Annotated in this window: 9 protein-coding genes; 4 read left to right on the top strand and 5 right to left on the bottom strand. The window is 59.6% G+C overall.

Translation table 11 applies throughout. The features are described from left to right. Positions 1 to 1,545 (bottom strand): methyl-accepting chemotaxis protein, encoded by a 1,545-nt coding sequence (locus CBW22_RS21540; RefSeq protein ID WP_088517829.1) that lies wholly within the window; start codon positions 1,543 to 1,545, stop codon positions 1 to 3. Positions 1,546 to 1,918: 373 nt separating this feature from the next. Then, positions 1,919 to 7,978: an autotransporter outer membrane beta-barrel domain-containing protein gene (locus CBW22_RS21545; RefSeq protein WP_088517830.1), complete on the bottom strand. Its 6,060-nt coding sequence runs from the start codon at positions 7,976 to 7,978 to the stop codon at positions 1,919 to 1,921. A gap of 132 nt (positions 7,979 to 8,110) precedes the next feature. On the opposite strand from CBW22_RS21545, the gene CBW22_RS26140 reads away from it, so the two are divergent. Beyond that, positions 8,111 to 8,350, top strand: coding sequence for a hypothetical protein (locus CBW22_RS26140; RefSeq protein ID WP_141097341.1), 240 nt, complete (start codon positions 8,111 to 8,113; stop codon positions 8,348 to 8,350). Positions 8,351 to 8,444: 94 nt separating this feature from the next. Here CBW22_RS26140 and murP read toward each other — a convergent pair whose 3' ends face one another. The 3 genes from murP to gltP all read right to left on the bottom strand — a co-directional run bounded on the left by murP (position 8,445) and on the right by gltP (position 12,246). Next, positions 8,445 to 9,884, bottom strand: a complete 1,440-nt coding sequence (murP, locus tag CBW22_RS21550) for a PTS N-acetylmuramic acid transporter subunit IIBC (protein ID WP_058774923.1) — start codon at positions 9,882 to 9,884, stop codon at positions 8,445 to 8,447. Then, a complete protein-coding gene (gene murQ, locus CBW22_RS21555) occupies positions 9,884 to 10,795 on the bottom strand; it encodes an N-acetylmuramic acid 6-phosphate etherase (RefSeq protein ID WP_088517831.1) in 912 nt (303 codons plus the stop codon). The genes murP and murQ overlap by 1 nt, the downstream gene beginning before the upstream one ends. A gap of 149 nt (positions 10,796 to 10,944) precedes the next feature. Next, the gene (gene gltP, locus CBW22_RS21560; RefSeq protein WP_021507820.1) at positions 10,945 to 12,246 is read right to left on the bottom strand and encodes a glutamate/aspartate:proton symporter GltP; all 1,302 of its coding nucleotides are present in this window, start codon (positions 12,244 to 12,246) and stop codon (positions 10,945 to 10,947) included. A gap of 580 nt (positions 12,247 to 12,826) precedes the next feature. Between gltP and acs the strand changes: the two genes are divergently transcribed. The 3 genes from acs (at position 12,827) to CBW22_RS21575 (ending at position 16,934) form a co-directional block, all read left to right on the top strand. After that, positions 12,827 to 14,782, top strand: a complete 1,956-nt coding sequence (acs, locus tag CBW22_RS21565) for an acetate--CoA ligase (protein WP_058774926.1) — start codon at positions 12,827 to 12,829, stop codon at positions 14,780 to 14,782. 173 nt (positions 14,783 to 14,955) lie between these two features. Next, positions 14,956 to 15,285 carry a DUF485 domain-containing protein gene (locus tag CBW22_RS21570; protein WP_088517832.1) on the top strand — a complete coding sequence of 110 codons (330 nt, stop codon included), beginning with the start codon at positions 14,956 to 14,958 and terminating at the stop codon, positions 15,283 to 15,285. Then, positions 15,282 to 16,934, top strand: coding sequence for a cation acetate symporter (locus CBW22_RS21575; RefSeq protein ID WP_021507822.1), 1,653 nt, complete (start codon positions 15,282 to 15,284; stop codon positions 16,932 to 16,934). Before CBW22_RS21570 ends, CBW22_RS21575 begins: the two co-directional genes overlap by 4 nt. The last annotated feature ends 211 nt before the right edge of the window (positions 16,935 to 17,145 follow it).

Genomic DNA, 17,145 nt, shown 5'->3' on the forward strand with positions numbered 1-17,145 from the left:
TTAGCGAAACACGCTGATCGCTTCAACCAGCCGGTTGGCCTGATGCGCCATTCGGCCGGAGGCTTCTGCACCTTCCGCCACGCGCGCCGCGTTCTGATGGGTGATGTCGTCGAGATCCTCCACCGCGCTACTGACTTCGCTCAGCGCGATGGATTGTTCGGCCGTCGCCGCGCTGATTTGCGCGATCAGGGCGGTGACATTCTGCACCTGATCGACAATCGCCTGCATCGTGTGGCCGGCCGCATCGGCGTGATCGCTGCCCGACTGCACGCGGCCGGCGCTGGTTTCCACCAGGTTTTTGATCTCGCTGGCGGCTTTGGCGCTGCGCTGTGCCAGACTGCGCACCTCGCCCGCCACCACCGCAAAGCCTTTACCCTGCTCACCGGCACGTGCCGCTTCCACCGCCGCGTTCAGCGCCAGAATATTGGTCTGGAAAGCGATGCCGTCAATCACGCTGGTGATGTTGGCGATACGCTTCGAGCTGTCGGCAATTTCCGCCATCATGCCGACCATCTCCTGCATCACTTCACCGCCTTTGATCGCCGCTGCGCTGGTGCTGGCCGACAGCGTATTCACTTCGCTGGCGGTTTCCGTGTTGCTTTTGACCGTGGCGGTCATTTCGTTCATGGTCGCCGCCGTTTGCTGCACGTTCGCCGCCGCCTGTTCGGTGCGACGGCTCAGTTCATCATTGCTGCGCGCGATGGCGTCGCTGGCACTCAGGACGTTGATCGCCTGGCCGCTGACGTCATCCACCAGCCAGCGGAACATCAGGCCCAGCTGGCCGATGGCGCGCTGCGTCATACCGATCTCATCCACCCGATCGATGTGCTCGACTTTGTGGCTGGCGCCGGTGGCCACGCTCAGCGCCTGGCGGCACATGCGCTCCATCGGGCGCGAGATTTGATGCTCCAGCCACAGGCTGGCCAGCAGCAGCAGCCCGGCCATGCCGCCGCTGAAGCAGCCGATCGCCAGCGGTGCCATGCCCAGCAGCCAGACGCTCAGCACCGACAACGGCAGCAGCGCGATCAGCGTACTGCGGATGCGCCAGCGCAGCGGCAGCGTTTTCAGCACTGAGGCCAGTCGCCGCCAGCCGCTGCCAACAATCAGTCCCTTATGAAAACGACGCCATTTGGCACGCCCTTCACGAAAATCACGATACAGCGCCTCGCACTGACGGACCTCCTCCGCCGACGGTTTGGTGCGTACCGACATATAGCCCTGCAGCTTGCCCTCGCGCACCACCGGAATGGCATTGGCGCGCACCCAGTAGTGATCGCCATTCTTGCGCCGGTTCTTGACCAGCGCGGTCCAGGGTTCGCCCTGCTTCAGCGTGCTCCACATATCGGCGAACGCTTCCGGCGGCATATCCGGATGACGCACCATGTTGTGCGGCTGGCCGTTGACCTCTTCCGGGCTGAATCCGCTGACCTCAATAAAGGCGTCGTTGGCGTAGGTGATGTGGCTGTTGAGATCGGTGGTCGACATCAGCGTGGCGCGATCGTCGAAGACGAATTCACGCTGGGTGATGGGCTGGTTATTACGCATGTGTGAGTCCTTGCAAAACGCAGGCTGAAGAGAAATCGATAATACTTTTTTACCTTTTCGGCAGCACAATGGCCTGGCTTTAGCGCGGCTATTTAATTTTTGTTCTTAATAAAGCCGGAGTGCGCGGCGCTTCACAGTTCTGGCCGCGGGTGGGATCGATAAAAAATCATTTAGGGTAAATGAGATCGAGCTTTGGCTGAGTACGATAAGTTTGTCAGTTGAACCTCAAACTGTTCGACAATCGTTGCACATTTGGTAGCGGCGCAATTTATTGCGCGATAAATCGCGCCGCTACAAATTTTGTGCGATTTGCGGCTGCCCTGACCGGTCGGCATTACACCGTTCACGGCGACCGCGTCATTTGCACATACTGTCAGAACTGCCAGCGCACGCCGAGGTTGTAACGCCAGCCTCTGGCGCCGTTGCCGTCGATCTCCTTGCGGTAATCCGCTTCGGCGTACAGCGACACATCCTGCTGCAGCGTCACCGTGCCGCCGGCACCCACTTCCCACATCTGGCCAAAATTACCGCTGCTGAAGCTGGCCCCGAGCGCCGGGTTATCGGCAGCCGACACCGACGCCTGCGCCGTACCGCCCCAGCCTTTGTAATAATTCGCGCGCAGATAAGGCGTGTACTGGCGGTTGCTGTCATCGGTCCAGCTGCGGTCGAGACGCGCGCCGAGACGGCCAATCGTCTGGTGATAATCGCCATAGCGCACCTGGTTATTGTCCTCATCCGTGAAATCGTTCATGTTCAGTTTCAGGTACATCAACTGCGCCTGCGGCTCCAGCTTGTAGCCCTCGCCGAGTTCAAACGGATAACCGCTCTCCAGCGAGGCGGTCCAGCCGTGGCCCTTCAGCTTTGCCTCGCGCTGCTGGCGCGCAATGTCGGTTTCACCACGATGCCAGTCAAACGACAGCACACCGTCGAGATAAAAGCCGCTCTGGCGCTGCCAGGTGCCGTACAGTGCCAGGCTGTCGCTATCGAAGCTGGTGCTGCTGTAACCGTCTGCCGCCTGCGGGCGGATGCGCGTATTGCCGCGCGTGTAGGCCACGCCGCCGCGCAGGCTGTCCTGCTCACCGTCGAGACGCAGCAGGTTGCCGCCAAGCTGCACCGCGCTGTAGTCGAGGTCAAACCCGTAGCCGTAATCGCTAAAGCTGCGGTCGCTTTTGTATTTCAGATTCGAGCCGATGTAGCGCAGGAACATCTCACCGCCGTTACCCGCCGGGCGCGTCTGCTCGTGACGCAGTTCGCCGAGACGCTTGTGTAGGTCATCGATAATCGCGGCGGTATAATAGGCGAGGCCAACCGGTGCTGAAATGTACGAGGGCACCTGCGGCACCACCGCCGGACGCGCATCGTAGCGCTGTGGCGTGCCAAATCCGCTGGTCACCAGCGCTGGCTGGCAGCTGTCGCTGTCCTCGCACACGTAGTAGTTTGCCAGCCGGTAATCCCAGTAATTGTTGCCGCTGCCGCTCAGCAGGCGCTGCGCCGGATCGCTGCTGCCCGGCGCGAAGCTGTACAGCCGGTACTGCCACGGTCCGGCACCGAGATAGCCATCCCTGAGCGCAAAGCTGTTCTGGCCGGCGTTGCCGCCCACCTGCGCCAGCGAAATGCCTTCATTGCCCTCAATGCCGCCGTTGCGGTTGCGATCGGTGAGCGCCGCGCTGCTTGCCGCATCGAGCCTGACGTTGAGCAGCGTGGTGCCGCTGGCGTTACCGCTGACGTTGATGTGGTCGGTGAACTGGTTGCTCAGCGCGCCGCCGTCATTCAGGCGCGTCACCAGATTCGCCTGACCGCCCAGCGACGCCAGCGAGCCGTTGATGTCCAGCGTATTGCCCGGCGAACCGCTGCCATTGGTGAGATCCAGCGTGCCGCTGTTATTCACCTGCAGCGAATCCGCTGTGCCGCCCGCCAGCGTGGGATGCACGTTGTCACCGGCATACAGCGTTGAGCGCCCATCAATGTTGATGGTGCTGTGCGCCAGCTGCAGATTGTCGGTCAGCGTCCAGCGGCTATCCGCGAAATTAATGATGCTCCAGCCGCTGCCGAGGTTAACACCTTTGCTCAGGTCATCCGCGCTGAAGCTGCCGCCACGCGCCGTAATCTGGTCAAAGGTCAGGCTGTTACCGGTGCCGTTGCCGCTGGTGAGATGGTAAGTGGTGCTGAGATCGACGCCGCTGACGTCGGCAATATTGTTGTTGTCTGCGCCCATGGTCAGGCTGCCGTTGAGCGTGCCGCCGGTCCAGCGGAACGTGTCGCTGCCGCCGCCAGGATTGATGTCGCCCAGCACGTCACCCTGCGTCAGCAAAATCACATCGTCGGCGTTACTGCCCGCCACCGCCACGCTTTGCGCCGTGGCCGTCACGATAGTACCGAGGTTCTCAAATACCGTTTTGCCGCCGCGCAGATCGACCACCGGTGCCGTCAGGCTGCTGGAGCGCAGCGTACCGCGGTTGACGATGGTGCCGGCGGTGCTGGAGACCAGTGCCGAACCGCCTGCCGCATTGCTGATATTGACGCTGGCAGCGGTGACGATATTTCCTGTGGTGTTGGCGCGAATCCCGGTGCCGCCGGCGCCGGTGACATTGAAAACGTAACCCGAACCCAGCGTCAGATCGCCGCCGGTGGTCGATCCATCGGCGTTGGCGATAGTCAGGCCGTTACCGCTGCCGGACACATGGGTGGTCACGGTGGAGGCGGGATCGAACGCGACGGCGGTGCGGATGCCGTTGCCATCGCCAACGTTAAGCGTCAGGTTGCTCAGGCTAACGTTGTCCAGCTCCGCGCGGTTTTCGATGCCGTTGCCGCTGCCCAGTACGTTGATGGTGGCGTCGCGCGCGCTGAGCGCTGCCGCGCCGCTGTCGAGCAAAATGCCATGCGCCGTGCCGCGCGTGGTGATCAGTGTATTGCTGCCGGTCAGCGCCAGTTGTGCGCCGTCGCTGATGCGCACGCCGGCCACGCCGTTATCGACATTGATGCTGCCGCCCTGCGCCAGCGTGGTGCCGCTGCCGCCGACATCTAACCCGGTGCCGCTGCTGACGTTAACCACGCCATTATTGGTCAGCGTGCTGCCGGCGCGCGAGCGCATGCCGATGCTGTTGCTGCCGGTCAGCGTCAGTGCGCCATTGTTCTCCAGTGCCGCGCCGTTGGTCAGGTCAAAGCCAACGGCATCGTTGCCAGCGCCGCTGATGCGGGCGTTGCTGGTGACGCGGGTGGCGGCAGCGCTGCCGTCCAGCGCATTACTGAGATCGCTGCGCAGCGTATTCACCAGCACGCCTACCGCGTTGTTGCCGCTGAGCGTGATGGTGCTGCTGCCATCAAGCGTCGCCGCTGCGCCGCCCTCGACGCGCACGGCGGTGCTCTCCTCGCCGCTGGCGGTCAGATTGAGGTTGGCGCTGTTGAGGCTGCTGCCGCTGCCGGAGACAATTACGCCGGTGCTGCTGGCGGCGCTGGCGCTCAGGCTGTTCGGCGTGCTGAAGCTCAGCGCCGCGCCGTCGTCAAGGCGGTAGCCGGTGGAACCACGCGTGCTGACATCCAGCGCGCTGGTGGCGGCGCGAATGCGCGAACCGTTACCTGCAGCGTGATAGGCGATCTGGTCGCTATTGTTAAAGATCGGCGTCGATCCGGCGGCGATATTCACCAGCGCACCGTCCAGCGCTTCGGCGCCGATGGCGCCACTCCCGTTGAGCGTGAGCGTGCCGCCGTTGAGGTTCGCCACCGCCTGGCTACCGCTGGCGCTGACGCCGCGCGTACGGCGGGTGGTGTTGCCGCCATTGACGTCGATGTTGCCGCTGTTGCTGGCGGTGGTGGCGAAGGTGCTGCCCGCGCTGTTCACCGCAATACCGGTGCCGCCGTCGCTGATGCTGATATTGCCGCTGTTGCTGCCGGTCGCCCCGCTCTCCACGCGCAGGCCGGTGGTATTGGCCCCGCTGAAGTTGATGTTGCCGCTGTTGCTGAACTGCGCGCGGTTGCGCGCCAGATAGCCGGTGATGCCGTTCTGCGCCGAGTTGAGTTCTGCGGCGGAGGTCAGCCGCGTGCTGGCGACCGGCGCACGGCTGTTAGCACCGGTCAGCGTATGTTTCTGCCCGTCGGCAATCGCGCCCGTGGCGTTGCTGCCACTGAGGGTAATGGTGGTCGCCGCGTCAATGTTGCCCTGCGCACCGCCCTCGATATTGACGCCGGTGGCACCGGTGCCGCTGACGTTAATCGTGGCGTTGTTGGTCTTCACCAATGTTCCGCCACCGCCGGTGCCGTTCACCGCCACCGCACCCGCGCCGGAGGCGGTCAGCGTGGTGTTAGTTCCGTCAAACGTCGCGCCCTGTTCGATGCGGAAGAGCGTCGAGTTAGTGGTGGTGACGTCAAACGCGTTGTTGTCGTCCACGTTGATCAGCGCATTCGGGCCATAGGCAAAAAAGCCGATTTGATTGCTGCCGGTGCTGAAGCGGGGAATGGCATTCTGCGTGACGTTAACCGTGGCGTTGCCGCGCGCGTGCACGCCAATTGCGCCGTTGCCGGTGAGGTTAATCGGCCCGTCCACGTTCGCTGCGGCAGTGCCGCTGCCCTGGCCTTCCACCCACACGCCAAAGTTGCGCGTGCCGCTGGCCGGATCGGCTCCGCCCGCCACGTTGATGGTCCCGGTGGAGCTGGCGGCGGCGCTGTTACCACTGGTGGCCAGCACTTTCAGGCCGGTGCCGTTAACGCCATTGAGGTTGATGGTGCCGCGATTCTCCAGCGTACCGTTGCTGTTAGTGACCAGCATGCCGACGTTCTCGCGCGGCACGCGCGCAGCGCTGCCGTTGACGTCGATGGTGCCGCTGTTGATCAGCGTGGCATTGCTGGCACCGCTGACCGACATCCCGGCGGCGTTCTGTACGCGCGAGCCAATCACAATCGCCCCGTCGTTGGTGGCGCTGCCGTTGGCCAGCAGCGCAATGCCGCTGGTCAGCCCGCTCTGGTTCAGGGCGGTCTCCGCCACGTTGTCGCTCAGGCTGTTCTGCGCGCCTCGCCCGAGATAAATCGTGCCGCCGCTGTTGTTGGTAAATCGGCTGCTGTCGCTGGTGAGCAGCACGCCGGAGGTGGTGCCGCGCGCGCTGGAGCCGTTGACGCCCACGTTGATATTGCCGCTGTTGCTGGCCTGCGCATTGGCATCAAGACGGATGCCCGCCACGCCGTTGGTCAGATTGCTGCCGGTGGTACCGAGGTTAAGCACGCCATTGTTAGTGAAATCGCCGCCGTTTTGCACCGTTACCGCCGTGGCGTTGTTGCTGGCCGCGCCGACGCCGGTGCCATCAATACGGTTGAGGAAGCCACCGTTGATGACGCCACTGCTGCTATTGGTAGCCGTCGCGCCATCCAGCGCCAGCGCGGTGCCGCGGCTCGCCAGTTTCCCGTCGATGGTGGCATTGGCCCCGCTGGCCACGCGTACCGCGCCATCGCTGGCCCCTACCACTTCCAGCGTTTTACCGGTGGCGATAGTAACCTGCGAACCGGCGCCTTCGGCATTGATCACCACGCGGCTACCTATCGGCTGCGTCACTTCATCCGGCGCAGTGGCGCTGACGTTATAGACAATATCGCCGTTGGTGATAGTGACCGCCTGATTGAACGCGCTGAGGTAGCTGGCCGGCGCGAGATTGCCGGCCTGCAGCTGGCTCACCAGCCAGTTATTGTAGCTTTGCAGCTGGATGGCATTGGTGACGTTGAAGGCGGTGGTTTTGCCGTCCAGCGTCTGCACGCTAAAGCTGCCGTTATAGGTGGCGAGGTTTTGTACCGCCAGGCTGTCGGTCACCTGGCCGCCGGAGACGTTGGCCGCAGAACCGTTAAAGGTGATGCGGTTGTTGTTGTTCCAGTTGAGGGTACCGCCGTTACTGACCTGAAACAACGTGGTGTTTTTGGCCGCCATGGTCCAGGCGTTGGTACTGGCGCTGCTGTTCGCGTTGCTCTGACCGATGCTGACATCCAGCGAACTGCCGCTGCCGCTGACGTCGGCAATGCGCGCGTCAATATATTGATTATCATTGACGTTTTGCAGATCCGGCACCACCGTGCTGGCGGTAACCGGTGCCTGCGCCACCAGGCTGGCGGAATCAAAAACCTGAAAGGTGGTATTGCCGCCGGTAGTGGGATCCGGCACGGTGATGGCGAGGTTTTGCGGACCGGGATCGAGACGTGCCTGATTGAGATATTGTGCGCCCGCCGCGATGGTCACCTGGCCGAGCGTGGTGTTGACCGCCCCGTCAATGCCCGGTTCAAACGCCTGATTACCGGTTAAGGTTGCGCTGCCGCCGTTAACGATCAGCGCGCCGCTCTGCTGGTCATTATCGCGCGGATTATACGCGCCCAGTGTTGCCGCTTCCCCTACGCCGGGGAAATAAAACACCGCCTGCGCAGCGACGATCCCTAGCGCAATGGGATTCCGGGTGAATCTCATACAACCTCCAGTAACAAGCAATCAGCGACGCTGTGAACGCACAGCGAAAAAAAGAACAAAGGGGCAGATGGGCGAACTCTATTTTCACAAAACGAATCAAGTGGTTAATTACGGGCACAGAGAGTGCCGCTGATGCGTGAAAATCAGGAGAAAGCTGTTGCTTATATAGACTTTATGGCTGCACAGATCAAAAGCGAGCCCGGAGATATTTATCGGAATGAAATAATAATTTCGCAGGAAATGAAAAGCTATAACCCTGGTTTAAATAAGGCTCATAGTGATAACGCATTAATATCACGTCATTTATTTTCAGCCACTCCAGTAAAGTCTGGACGGGTGATAATTCTCACGCTCAATAATAAGCAGCGCTAACGAAATACTGCAATTGTGAGCCAGCCCACAATTGCAGCAAAATCATCCATTTAATGACATCAGACCTCTTGACGGTCTGCCGGCGCGGGCTTTTCTAACTTAAATCAACGTTTTTGGTGCCGCCCCACCAGGTAAAGACGAAGCCGCCGATCCACGCCACGATCAGCCCCACCAGATAGACCGCCATACCGGCAAAGATGCCCTGCGAAGAGGTCATCAGCGGCAGCGTCACCAGCCCTGACGGGCCAAACACCGTGTTCATGCCCACCGGCAGTCCGAGCCACGCCACCAGCCCGATAAAGAAGCCGCCCAGCGCACCGCCGAAGCAGGCGGTAATAAACGGTTTAAGACGCGGCAGCGTCACGCCATAGATGAGCGGCTCACCGACGCCCAGCAGACCTGGCACGATAGCGCCTTTAATCTGGCTGCGCAGCAGCGAGTGCTTGTCGGCTTTGCACCATAGCGCCAGCGAAGCACCGACCTGACCGGCTCCGGCCATGGCGAGTATCGGGAACAGCGAATTGAAACCCTGGGTTTCCATCAGCGCAAAATAGACCGGAATAAAGCCCTGATGAATGCCGAACATCACCGCGATAAGGAATAAACCGGCCAGAATGGCACAGCCGAACGGGTTATTGTTCAGGTGGATAAACAGCCACGACATGCCTTTAAACAGCTCGCCGCCAATCGGCATGATGACCAGGAACGTCACCGCGCCGGTAATTAACAGCGTCAGCAGCGAGGTGAGAATCATATCGAGATTATCCGGGATAATTTTGCGCAGCTGTTTCTCCAGCCAGGCACCAAATATCGCCGCCAGCAGCACGCCAATAATATTGCCGCGCGGATCGATAGTCAGGCCGAAGAAATCCTGCATGCCGCTGTAATAGCCAACGGTCGCGTTCGGGACATAACCCAGCACAAACAGCGAGGCGATGATCGCGCCGTTCACGCCAGTGCCGCCGAACGCTTTCTGCGCGTTATAGCCGATTAAGATGCTGAGGAAGGTGAACAACCCTTTGCCGAACACCTTCATATAAGCCACGGTATCCAGCAGCCAGCGGGCGTGTTCCCCGGGCTGATTGAGATGGCACACCTGCTCAATCAGCGTGGCAAATCCCAGCAGCAATCCGGCACCGATAAAGCCTGGGATCAGCGGGGTAAAAATGGTGGCAAAGCAGGAGAGAAAACGGTGCAGCGCGCTGGTTTGCTTCGCTTTCATCTGCTGCTTCTGCGCGCTGGCGATGCTGTGCAGATCGCCCGGCGCCTCTGGCGTGGCGCTGTTCAGCATCGCCTGCATTTTTTCCGCTGCGGTTTGCGCTTTGCCAGGGCCGAGCACAATCTGCAGCTGGGCATCGCTGTCAATCACGCCCAGCACGCCGGGCAGCGTTTTCAGCCGGGCGCTGTCGACCCGCGCGGCATCGGCCAGCGTCAGACGCAGGCGCGTCATGCAGTTACCGCAGTGCACGACGTTGCCTGCGCCGCCGACCGCCTGCAGGATATCGCGCAATAAGCTTTCGGTAATCGCCGCCATCATTGCGCTCCTGCGTGGTGTAATGCCTGGCGGATAAAGCCGTGGTTCTGCGCCAGCAGCGCCTGCGCTTCATCGGCGTTCAGGTCCGCCAGTATCATCACAATGGCGGTTTTACAGTGGCCGCCGCACGCTGCCAGCGCCTGCTGCGCGCGGGCATCGTCACATTCGGTGGCCTGCTTAACGATGTTGATTTGCCGCTGCACCAGTTTCTGATTGGTGGCTTCTACGTCGACCATCAGGTTGCCGTACACTTTGCCGCTGCGGATCATGGCGCCGGTGGTCAGCATATTGAGCACCAGCTTTTGCGCGGTGCCGGCTTTCATGCGTGACGAGCCGGTGACCACTTCCGGCCCCACCACCGGCGTCAGGGCGACGTCCGCCGCCTGCGACATGGCGCTGTTGGGATTACAGGTCAGCGCGGCGGTGAAGGCGCCCTGCTGCTTCGCCCAGGCCAGTGCGCCGAGCACATAAGGTGTGCGGCCGCTGGCAGCAATGCCGACCAGCACATCGCGCGCCGAAAAGTCGATATCTTTTAAATCCTGCGCGCCCTGCTCGCGGTTGTCCTCGGCGTTTTCCACCGCCTGTAAAATGGCGGTATGGCCGCCGGCGATCAGCCCGACCACCTGACTGCGCGGCGTACCGAACGTGGGCGGGCATTCGCTGGCATCGAGAATACCGAGGCGGCCGGAGGTCCCGGCACCGCAGTAAATCAGACGTCCGCCCTGGCTGAATGCCGCCGTGATGGCATCCACCACCTCAGCAATCTGCGGCACGATAGCTTCCACTGCCAGCGCCACCTTTTTGTCTTCATCGTTAATGACGCGCAGCATCGCTTCCGTGTTCAGCTCGTCAATGTTCTGGCTCGCCGGGTTGCGGCCCTCGGTGATCATCTGGCTCAGATCGATGTTCATGTTCGCTCCCTTAAGGAATAATTTATTCTTGAAACTATATATCATATAGAATTGTTAATTCCTCCTGCTCAGGTCAATTTTTTTGCCTTTTGCGGCAGCGAACATAAAAAAACCCGCCAGAAGGCGGGTTCAGTCAAAGAGCATGTCGCTTAGCTGGCGTTTTGCGTGCGCAGCTGCAGCTCGTAGGCGGCGGCCTGTTTGGTATCAAACTGGTTTTCCCAGCGGGCGATAACCAGCACCGCCAGCGCGTTGCCGATGACGTTGAGCGCGGTGCGCGCCATGTCCATGATACGGTCGACGCCGGCGATAAACGCCAGACCTTCCAGTGGAATACCGACGCTGCCCAGCGTAGCCAGCAGCACCACAAACGAGACGCCCGGCACACCTGCGATGCCTTTCGACGTCACCATCAGGGTCAGCACCAGAATAATTTCATCGGTCAGCGACAGGTCAATGCCGTACAGCTGGGCGATAAAGATCGCCGCAATGCTCTGATAGAGCGTTGAACCATCCAGATTGAACGAATAGCCGGTTGGCACCACGAAGCTGGTGATCGCCTTCGGCGCGCCGTAGGCTTCCATCTTCTGCATGATGCGCGGCAGCACGGTCTCTGAGCTGGAGGTGGAATACGCCAGAATCAGCTCATCTTTCAGAATGCGCATCAGGGTCGTAATACGCAGCTTGCAGAAGCGCGCCACCGCACCCAGCACCACGAACGCAAAGAACAGAATCGCCACGTACACCAGCAGCACCAGCTTGGCCAGCGGGTAGAGCGAGGCAAAACCGAAGTTAGCAATGGTGACGGCAATCAGTGCAAACACCCCGACCGGCGCATAGCGCATGATCATGTGCGTCACTTTAAACATGGTTTCGGAAATGGAACGGAATACGGTCACCAGCGGATCGCGATGCTCCGACGGCAGCGCTGACAGTCCCATGCCAAACAGTACCGAGAAGAAGATAATCGGCAGCATGTCGCCTTTGACCAGCGAGGCGAAAATATTCTGCGGGATCAGCGACAGAATGGTCGTCACCAGGCCATGTGGCGCACCCTGCACGGCTTCCGTTGTGGCTTCGTATTTAGAGATGTCCACCGTTGCCAGCGTTGACATATCAATGCCGCTGCCGGGTTGGAATACGTTGGCCAGCGTGATGCCGACCACAATGGCAATGGTGGTAATCACTTCAAAATAGATGATGGTTTTCACACCAATCCGCCCGAGCTTTTTCGCATCACCCACGCCGGCGATGCCGACAATCAGTGAGGAAATAACAATCGGCACCACAATCATCTTGATGAGATGAATAAAGATGTCGCCGGCAGGAGTAAGAATGTTAGTGATTAACCATTCACGATCGTCTGGCTGATTATGCAGCACGGTTCCGACGATAACGCCGAGAATCAGGGCAATCAGAATCTGCCACGCGAGGGTGAGTTTAAAACCTTTCATAACGCGTTATTTCCTCAGTTAAAACCCCTTTGCTCTGCTGCGAAGGTGCAGAAGACATTACACACAGGGAAGTGAGCAAAAGCCCGATAAAATAGAGGGTTATAATGGACTGCATCGGTTACCGCTGCGCCGGCATTATGCGCCCGCGCGATGATGCAGCCTGAGTTGATACCTGCTGAACAGGGCCGAGATAAGTACCATTTTCACTACGGTAAATGCAACCCCTGGGGCGATAGCTTAAATCCTGCACAGCCAGGCAGCATAAAATGCTGCTGACATGCGCCTGTCATAACTCGCTGTTATGAAAAGTGTTAATTCGATAATTTTTCGCATAGCTATTCAGGATTGCTGAAAAAACGTGCCGGTCTGTTTGCTGCTTATTTAACCGGCTGGTTCATAATTTTATTGATCCAGCCAGTGGTTTTGCCTCATTTCCTGCGCCGGTAAACAGATTGAATTGGGTGGCTTTTCAGCCTTACACAAGGTCGTGATCCAGACTGCAAAACAGAAACAAAGCCCGGCCTCACTCTTCAATTAACCTTTGATTGACATATGATTAACATCTTCAAGGAGGTCAGCCATGAGCCAAATACACAAGCATCCCGTACCCGCTGCCATTGCAGCGAATGCCCTGATAAATGCCGATCAGTATGCGGCGCTGTATCAACAGTCGGTTGACGATCCTGAGGCCTTTTGGGGCGAACAGGGCAAAATCCTCGACTGGATGACGCCCTACAGCAAAGTGAAAAATACCTCGTTTGCCCCCGGCAATATTTCGATTCGCTGGTATGAAGATGGTGCGCTGAACCTTGCCGCCAACTGTCTCGATCGCCACCTGGCTACGCGCGGCGATCACCCGGCGATTATCTGGGAAGGCGATGACGCCAGCGAAAGCAAAACCCTGACCTTCCGTGAACTGCACGCCGACGTCTGCCGCTTTGCCAACGTGCTGACCGGCCTTGGCGTGAAGAAAGGCGATGTGGTGGCGATCTACATGCCGATGGTGCCGGAAGCCGCGGTCGCCATGCTGGCCTGCGCGCGCATCGGTGCCGTGCATTCGGTCATTTTTGGCGGCTTCTCACCTGAAGCGGTGGCCGGACGCGTTGTGGATTCCAGTGCAAAACTGGTGATTACCGCTGACGAAGGCGTGCGTGCCGGACGCAGCATTCCGCTGAAGAAAAACGTGGATGATGCGCTGAACAATCCAAACGTCACCAGCGTGAAAAACGTGGTGGTGTTCCAGCGCACCGGCAAAGAGACTGGCTGGCGCGAAGGCCGCGATCTGTGGTGGCATGAACTGATGGCGAAAGCCAGCGATCAGCATCAGCCGGTGGCGGTTGAGGCCGAACATCCGCTGTTTATCCTTTATACCTCCGGCTCCACCGGCAAGCCGAAAGGCGTGCTGCACACCACCGGCGGTTATCTGGTGTATGCCGCCACCACCTTCAAATATGTTTTTGATTATCATGACGATGATGTGTACTGGTGCACCGCCGACGTGGGCTGGATTACCGGGCACAGCTATCTGATCTACGGTCCGCTGGCCTGCGGGGCCACCACGCTGATGTTCGAAGGCGTGCCCAACTGGCCACAGCCCAGCCGCATGGCGGAAGTGGTGGATAAACATAAGGTCACGCTGCTGTACACCGCGCCAACCGCTATCCGCGCGCTGATGGCCGAGGGTGATAAAGCGATTGCCGGCACTCAGCGCAGCAGCCTGCGCATCATGGGATCGGTCGGCGAGCCCATCAACCCGGAAGCCTGGGAGTGGTATTACAAAAAGATTGGCGACAGCCGTTGCCCGATCGTCGATACCTGGTGGCAGACCGAAACCGGCGGCTTCATGATTACGCCGCTGCCCGGTGCCACCGAGCTGAAGGCCGGCTCGGCCACCAAACCGTTCTTTGGCGTCCAGCCGGCGCTGGTGGATAACGAAGGTAATACGCTGGACGGTGCCACCGAGGGTAACCTGGTGATTGTCGACTCATGGCCCGGCCAGGCACGCACGCTGTTTGGCGATCACGATCGCTTTGAGCAAACCTACTTCTCGACGTTTAAAAATCGCTACTTCAGCGGCGACGGCGCGCGCCGTGACGACGATGGCTATTACTGGATCACCGGCCGCGTCGATGACGTGCTGAACGTCTCCGGCCACCGGCTTGGCACGGCGGAGATCGAGTCCGCACTGGTCTCGCATCCAAAAATTGCCGAAGCCGCGGTGGTGGGGATTCCGCACAGCATTAAAGGCCAGGCGATCTATGCTTATATCACGCTGAATCACGGCGAAGAGCCGTCGCCAGAGCTGTACAGTGAGGTGCGCAACTGGGTGCGTAAAGAGATCGGCCCGATTGCCACGCCAGACGTGTTGCACTGGACCGATTCGCTGCCCAAAACCCGCTCCGGCAAAATCATGCGCCGCATTCTGCGCAAGATCGCCGCCGGCGATACCAGCAACTTTGGCGATACTTCAACGCTGGCCGATCCGGGCGTGGTGGAGAAATTGCTCGAGGAGAAACAGTCGATCACCATGCCATAACCGGCATTGACCCGGCGGAGAGTATCAGCCTGTCCCCGGCAGGCAGCTCTCCGCTCTTCCATCCTTACGCCGTATGCTTTTCACCATCGCACAACCTTTATAACTAGAATATTCAGCCAGTTAAATCACGTTGCCGTGAGTTTTCTGTCTGCCTTGCCTCTGGAGAAAATGTGATGAACGAAGCCCTGAACCAACAGGAAGCCGTCTGGCAACAAATCGAAAGCAATCTGCGTTTTCAGGAGCTGGTGCACAAACGTCAGTCGTTTGCGCTGCTGCTCAGCCTCATCATGCTGGTACTGTATGTCGGCTTTATTCTGCTGATTGCCTTCGCGCCCGGCTGGCTCGGCACGCCCTTGCACGCCGGCACCAATGTGACGCGCGGCATCCCCATCGGCGTCGGCCTGATTGTGGTGTCGTTTCTGCTGACCGGCGTTTATGTCTGGCGCGCCAACGGCGAATTTGATCGTCTGACCAAACAGATTGTCAGCGAGGTGAAATCATGAAGCGCCTGCTCTCCGCCTCGCTGGCTATCGTACCAGCCAGCGTATTTGCCGCCGATGCCATTACCGGCGCGGTGCAAAAACAGGCCACCAACTACGAAGCGATCATCATGTTCGTGGTCTTCGTGGCAGCCACGCTCGGCATTACTTACTGGGCGTCCAAACGCACCCGCTCGCGCAGCGATTACTACACTGCCGGCGGCAACATCACCGGTTTCCAGAATGGCCTGGCGATGGCCGGTGACTTTATGTCGGCCGCCTCGTTTCTCGGTATCTCCGCGCTGGTCTACACCTCCGGCTACGACGGGCTGATCTACTCGCTCGGCTTCCTCGTCGGCTGGCCCATGATTCTGTTCCTGATTGCCGAACGCCTGCGCAACCTGGGCCGCTATACCTTTGCCGATGTGGCGTCCTATCGCCTGCAGCAAAAGCCCATCCGCACCCTTTCCGCCTGCGGTTCGCTGGTGGTGGTGGCGCTGTATCTGATTGCGCAGATGGTGGGTGCCGGTAAGCTGATCCAGCTGCTGTTCGGTCTCGACTACCACATCGCCGTGGTGCTGGTCGGCATTCTGATGGTGCTGTACGTGCTGTTTGGCGGCATGCTCGCCACCACCTGGGTGCAGATTATCAAAGCGGTGCTGTTGCTGTTTGGTGCCAGCTTTATGGCCATCATGGTGATGAAAGCCACCGGTTTCAGCTTTAATACGCTGTTTACCGAGGCGATGGCGGTGCACCCGAAAGGAAGCGCGATCATGCAGCCGGGCGGTCTGGTGAAAGACCCGATCTCCGCGCTGTCGCTCGGTCTGGGCCTGATGTTTGGCACCGCCGGCCTGCCGCATATTCTGATGCGTTTCTTCACCGTCGCCGATGCGCGGGAAGCACGCAAAAGCGTGTTCTGGGCCACCGGCTTTATGGGCTACTTCTACTTCCTGACCTTTATTATCGGCTTCGGCGCGATTCTGCTGGTCGGCGCTAATCCGGCCTTCAAAGACGCCAGCGGCGCGCTGATTGGCGGCACTAACATGGCGGCAGTGCATCTCTCCAATGCGGTCGGCGGCAGCCTGTTCCTCGGCTTTATCTCGGCGGTGGCCTTCGCCACCATTCTGGCAGTAGTGGCCGGACTGACGCTGGCCGGTGCCTCGGCGGTGTCGCATGACCTGTACGCCAGCGTGATCCGCAAAGGTCAGGCCACCGAGCGTGAAGAGTTACGGGTGTCGAAAATTACCGTGCTGGTGCTGGGCGTGGTGGCGATTGCGCTGGGGATTCTGTTTGAGAAACAGAACATTGCCTTCATGGTCGGCCTGGCGTTCTCGATTGCCGCCAGCTGTAACTTCCCGATTATTTTGCTGTCGATGTACTGGTCAAAACTGACCACGCGCGGCGCCATGGTGGGGGGCTGGCTGGGCCTGCTGACGGCGGTGGTGCTAATGATTCTCGGCCCGACCATTTGGGTGCAGGTACTGGGACACGCAACGCCAGTCTATCCGTATGAGTATCCGGCGCTGTTCTCGATGCTGGTCGCGTTTGTCGGCACCTGGCTGTTTTCCATTACCGATCATTCTCAGCAGGGAGCGCTGGAGCGGGCGAAATTCCGCGGACAGTTTATCCGTTCACAGACGGGCGTCGGGATTTCGCAGGGGAAAGCGCATTAAGATTGAAGCAGTGCGGTGATTGACCAGGTCGCCATGAACGTAGTGCGGTAATTGACCAGGTCGCCATAAATGGCGACCCTACGGGGAGTTTCGTAGGGTGCGCATTCAGGTACGACCGGGCACATGGGTAACAGATCAGACCGGGCACACAGGTAACACTTTTTGTGGTCAGTCGATCCGGATAATACGCTTTTCTGCCCGGTCATAATAC

Origin of the sequence: Pantoea sp. VS1 (genome assembly GCF_002207995.1) — a bacterium.
In the GTDB taxonomy this organism is placed as follows: Bacteria; Pseudomonadota; Gammaproteobacteria; order Enterobacterales; family Enterobacteriaceae; genus Pantoea; species Pantoea dispersa.